Origin of the sequence: Clostridium senegalense JC122 (assembly GCF_000285575.1) — a bacterium.
In the GTDB taxonomy this organism is placed as follows: domain Bacteria; phylum Bacillota; class Clostridia; order Clostridiales; family Clostridiaceae; genus Clostridium_J; species Clostridium_J senegalense.
This window is the reverse complement of record NZ_HE611060.1, coordinates 1-4,856: the sequence shown is the minus strand read 5'-3', so window position 1 is coordinate 4,856 and position 4,856 is coordinate 1. Positions and strand designations below refer to the sequence as shown.

The 4,856-nt window shown below is 29.8% G+C and carries 2 protein-coding genes, 3 tRNA genes and 1 rRNA gene; all 6 read left to right on the top strand.

Annotated features, from left to right (window positions below; translation table 11 throughout):
• Positions 1-141 precede the first annotated feature (141 nt).
• Positions 142-216: transfer RNA gene (locus CSGHG_RS19050), tRNA-Asn, on the top strand.
• A 132-nt stretch (positions 217-348) separates the two neighbouring features.
• Positions 349-466: ribosomal RNA gene (gene rrf, locus CSGHG_RS19045) — 5S ribosomal RNA — on the top strand.
• A 25-nt stretch (positions 467-491) separates the two neighbouring features.
• Positions 492-568 (top strand) — tRNA-Ile (locus tag CSGHG_RS19040).
• Between the two features lie 5 nt (positions 569-573).
• A tRNA-Ala gene (locus CSGHG_RS19035) sits at positions 574-649 on the top strand.
• A gap of 378 nt (positions 650-1,027) precedes the next feature.
• A complete protein-coding gene (locus tag CSGHG_RS19030) occupies positions 1,028-2,869 on the top strand; it encodes a C40 family peptidase (RefSeq protein WP_010299794.1) in 1,842 nt (613 codons plus the stop codon).
• A 124-nt stretch (positions 2,870-2,993) separates the two neighbouring features.
• On the top strand, positions 2,994-4,136 hold the full coding sequence (locus CSGHG_RS19025; RefSeq protein WP_010299792.1) for a pyridoxal-phosphate-dependent aminotransferase family protein: 1,143 nt from the start codon (positions 2,994-2,996) through the stop codon (positions 4,134-4,136).
• Positions 4,137-4,856 lie beyond the last annotated feature (720 nt).

The following is a 4,856-nucleotide window of genomic DNA, read 5'->3' as shown; positions in this document are numbered from 1 at the left end:
CTCTGAAAAAATATAAAATTAAGAGAAGCAAGTAATGCTAGGAAACGACTGAGTGAGAAGCAGAGTTTACTTATGTAAATGAGCATCGGAGCGAGGAAAGATGACGACGCAGTACGCCGCTTATATTAATTTTTAAAATATTCCGCGATAGCTCAACGGTGGAGCACTCGGCTGTTAACCGATAGGTTGAAGGTTCGAATCCTTTTCGCGGAGCCATATTTTTAAATAAATTAAGAGAAGCAAGTAATGCTAGGAAATGACTGAGTGAGAAGCGGAGTTTATTTATATAAATGAGCATAGAAACGAAGGAAATTGACGATGCAGTACGTAGCTTATATTAATTTAAAATCTGGTGATGATGGTTTAGAGGGTAACACTCCTTTCCATTCCGAACAGGCAAGTTAAGCCTCTAGACGCCGAGAGTACTGCACGGGAGACTGTGTGGGAGGGTAGGTTGTTGCCAGGTAATACCAAGTTAATCTTGGTAATAAGGATCTTTAGCTCAGTTGGTTAGAGCAACCGGCTCATAACCGGTAGGTCCGGGGTTCGAGTCCCTGAAGGTCCACCATATTTGGGGGTATAGCTCAGTTGGGAGAGCACCTGCCTTGCACGCAGGGGGTCAAGAGTTCGAATCTCTTTATCTCCACCATTAGCAGTTCGTAAGAACTGCTTTTTTTTATACTTTTTTACAAAATTCGACCTGATTCTATTAAACTTTTATATTAATTTACGATAATAATATATATTGTACAGTAGTAGAGAAAAAATTAATATTATATTGAAATTATAGCATTGAAATATAAAAAAATATTTTAAATATATATATAACTTATACCTTAATATGAAAATAAATATTTTAAGGTAGATTTATGTCAATATAATGTAGAAAAAAATTAAAGCAATATTCAAACAATTAGGGCTAAATTAAGATATAATAAATTTGTATTAATTACTGTATATGTAAAAACATAGGAAGATAATATATTATTATGTACGAGGCAAATCAAATTAGGATGGAGGGACAATTTTGGAGAATTCTAAAAAAACGCTAGGAGCTATTGCTGCCACTATGTGTGTTTACTCGGTTATAGGAAGTAAAACTGCATTGGCTGCAGGAACTCAAGTAGGAATAATTACTGTAAATAATTTGAACGTTAGATCTGAAAACAATACTTCTTCAAAAGTAATAGGTTCATTAAATGAAAATACAAAGGTAACTGTTCTAGAGAAAAAGGGCGATTGGTATAAGATAGATTATAATGGACAAAATGCATGGGTTTTTGGAGAATATGTTAAGATGGGTGAAAGTGCAAATTCGGATAACTCTTCATCTAATATAAATAAAACTGGAATTGTTAATGTAATAGCATTGAATTTAAGAGAAGGTGCAGGTACAAATTATAATGTAGTTAAAACGTTACCAAAAGGTACAACCGTATTGGTAATGGAAAATCATGATGGATGGTATAAAATAAATGTAAATGGATCCATGGGTTATGTATCTTCTGAATATGTGAGTTTTTCAGAGAATATAACTAATAATGATAAAGTCACAGGGGAAAAGGGTAAAGTAAATGCAGATAGTTTAAATTTAAGAAGTGGTGCAGGAACTAATTATGGAGTTACAACCGTATTAGGAAAAGGAACAGAGGTAGATGTAGTAGAAAAATTAAATGGTTGGTATAAGGTAAAGACAAATGGTGTGATTGGTTATGTGTCTTCTGAATATATATCCTTATCAAGTGATGGTAATAATGGCAATAATAATAATAATCAAGCCGGAGAAACAAAAGGAATTATTAGTGCAGATGTTTTGAATGTAAGAAGTGGAGCTGGAACTAATTATAATGTTGTAGATTCATTAAGAAAAGGAACAGCTGTAGATATAATAGAAAAACTAAATGGTTGGTATAAAATTAGTGTAAATGGGACTACTGGATACGTTTCATCTGAATATGTAAATTTAAATGGAACAGGTGGAGAGTCTAATTCAGGAGGTTCTAATGAAACAGAAATTAATAAAACAGGATATGTAGATGCAGAGGCTTTATTTGTAAGGTCTGGTCCAGGTACATCATACAATCATTTAGGAATTTTGAACTCTAATGCTAAAGTTGAAATTTTATCTGAAAGCAATGGATGGTATAAAATAAAATATAGTAATGGAACAGGATATATTTGCAAAGATTATGTAAGTTTTAATTCTAATAATAATGAGAACAACAGTGGTAATATTGAAAACGTAAATAAAATAGTAGTAGTAACTGCATCGGCTTTAAATGTAAGAAGTAGTGCAGATACAAATGGGAAAATTGTTGCAACATTAACATATGGAACTAAAAGCCAAGTAACTGCTCATTCAAATGGATGGTATAAAATATCTGTTCAAGGAATTGAGGGATGGATTTGTGGTGATTATGTTAAAATTTATGATGGCAGTGAAGAAGTTGGACCAATAGTTAAAGAAACTCCATTAATAGAATCTAGGTATAGCGGAACAGATATAGCTAATAAAGCTAAAGAATATATTGGTGTTCCCTATTTATGGGGAGGATTTACACCACTAGGATTTGACTGCTCAGGATTAGTTCAATATGTATATAAACATTTTGGTATAAGTGTATCCAGAACAACTTATTATCAAGTTAATGAAGGTCAAACAGTTAGTAGAGGGAATCTTGTAGCAGGAGATTTAATATTTTTTACAACTAATGATGATGATCCAAATGATATTTCTCATGTTGGAATATATATAGGTGGAAATGAATTCATTCATGCACCAGGACCAGGAGAGTTTATTAAAATATCAAATTTAAGCAATGATTACTTTAATAGTAGGTACTATGTAGCAAAAAGAATAGTTAAATAAATTTTAAAGTTTTTAATTTATATTATATAATATAAGTAACAAAATTTAGTAGAGCATAAGATTAAAAGAAAAGAAGAGCTTTTAATTTTATGCTTTTATATTAATTAAAAAGGGGTGGCAGTGAATGAAAAGTCCATACGTATTTACACCTGGACCAACATCAGTTAGGGAAAATGTTAGATTAGCAAGGGCACAACAATGTACTAATCCAGATTTAGATTTACAATTTTATGATTTTTATAAAGAAACCTGTGAAAAGATAGGAAAAATAATAAAGACCTCAAATCCAATTTATATATTAAGTGGAGAAGGAATTTTGGGGTTAGATTCAGCATGTGCATCTTTAACAGAAGAAGGGGATAGAGTCTTAGTTATAGATAATGGTGTTTTTGGAGCTGGATTTGCTGACTTTGTGAAAATATATGGAGGAAAACCTGTTACATATAAGTCAGATAAAACTAAAGATATTAATATAGACGATTTAAGAAAGTTTTTAGAAAAGGATAGCAATTTTAAATATGCTACAATAGTGCATTGTGATACACCATCAGGGCTCTTAAACAATATAGACAAGGTATGTCCGTTATTAAAAGAGTTTAATATATTAACAGTGGTGGATACAGTTGCATCTATGGGTGGAGAGGATATAAGAGTTGATGAGTGGAAAATAGATATTGCACTTGGGGCATCACAAAAGGTTTTATCAGCTCAACCAGGTCTTACTATAGTATCTATTAGTGAAGATGCATTAAGAGTAATGGAAAATAGAAAAAAACCTATAATGGGATTTTATAATAATTTAACTATATGGAAAAATTATTACAAAGAAAAATGGTTTCCATATACTATGCCAATAAGTGATATAGTTAGTTTAGATGTAGCATTAGATAACATTTTAAACGAAGGCATAGAAAATGTTATAAAAAGACATTATAAATATGGAAATGCTGTAAGAAAAGCTATACTAGAATATGGGTTAGAGCTGTTTATAGAAAAAGGACAGGCTAACACAATAACAGCAGTTAAAATTCCAGAGTTTATAGGATGTGATAAACTAATAAAACATATGTTAGAAGAATATAATGTTTTAGTTGCAGGATCTTTTTCTTATATGAGTGGAAAAGTGGTAAGAATAGGACATATGGGAGAAAATGCAGACAAAGATAAATTAACATATTTTCTAAGTATATTAGAGAAATCACTTGTAGATTTGGGATATAATAATAAAAATAAAAGCTTAGTTGAAGAATTTTTGAAAGAATTATAATTTAATAAATAAAAATAGAACTATCACTTTATTGATTTAAAAAGAAAATGAAGTGATAGTTTTTAATATAAAAAATTAATCTATATAAAGACAAAACTTTTCAACTTATTTATCAAATGAGGTACTAGTAGTTGTAAGCTTATTTTAGTTAATAGTTATGGTGATTATTACTTGCTCTGTTTCTAATAATACTAAACGTACTTTTTTAGGACCAGCTTTGATTGCTTTAGGTTCTATTTATATTTTTTAATTGATAAAAAAATTTGATAAATAAATTTAATTAGAGCTTGTTTTTCTATATAATTATTCAAGTGAATAAACTAAAAATTCACATTGAACCTCTAAATTTAGGGAATTTAAAGAACTAAGTAAAACAAACAGAACCTAGTGTGTCAACAATAGTAAATTAAAGAAAGAAAAAGGAAAATAAACTATGATAAGATTTAAGTAATAATATTGCAGTTAATATATGTATAAATAATTAAATTACAGTATATAATAAATCTTGTCGCTAGGGCAACCAAGTAAGTAACTCAAGCGATAAGGATTTAAACTTTAAAAAACTTTTTACAAAAAGGTATTGACAAAAAAGTTTAAATCTAGTAAACTTGTAAAAGTCGTCAGGTGATGACGAATTGGTCTTTGAAAATTAAACAGATAAATATAGGTAAAACCAGTTAATTCATTTGAGAATCTATTTTGTAGATACTCACATCGAAA

Excerpts from the sequence above, each read along its gene's own strand:
- CSGHG_RS19025 (WP_010299792.1), top strand. The coding sequence starts at position 2,994 with ATGAAAAGTCCATACGTATTTACACCTGGACCAACATCAGTTAGGGAA.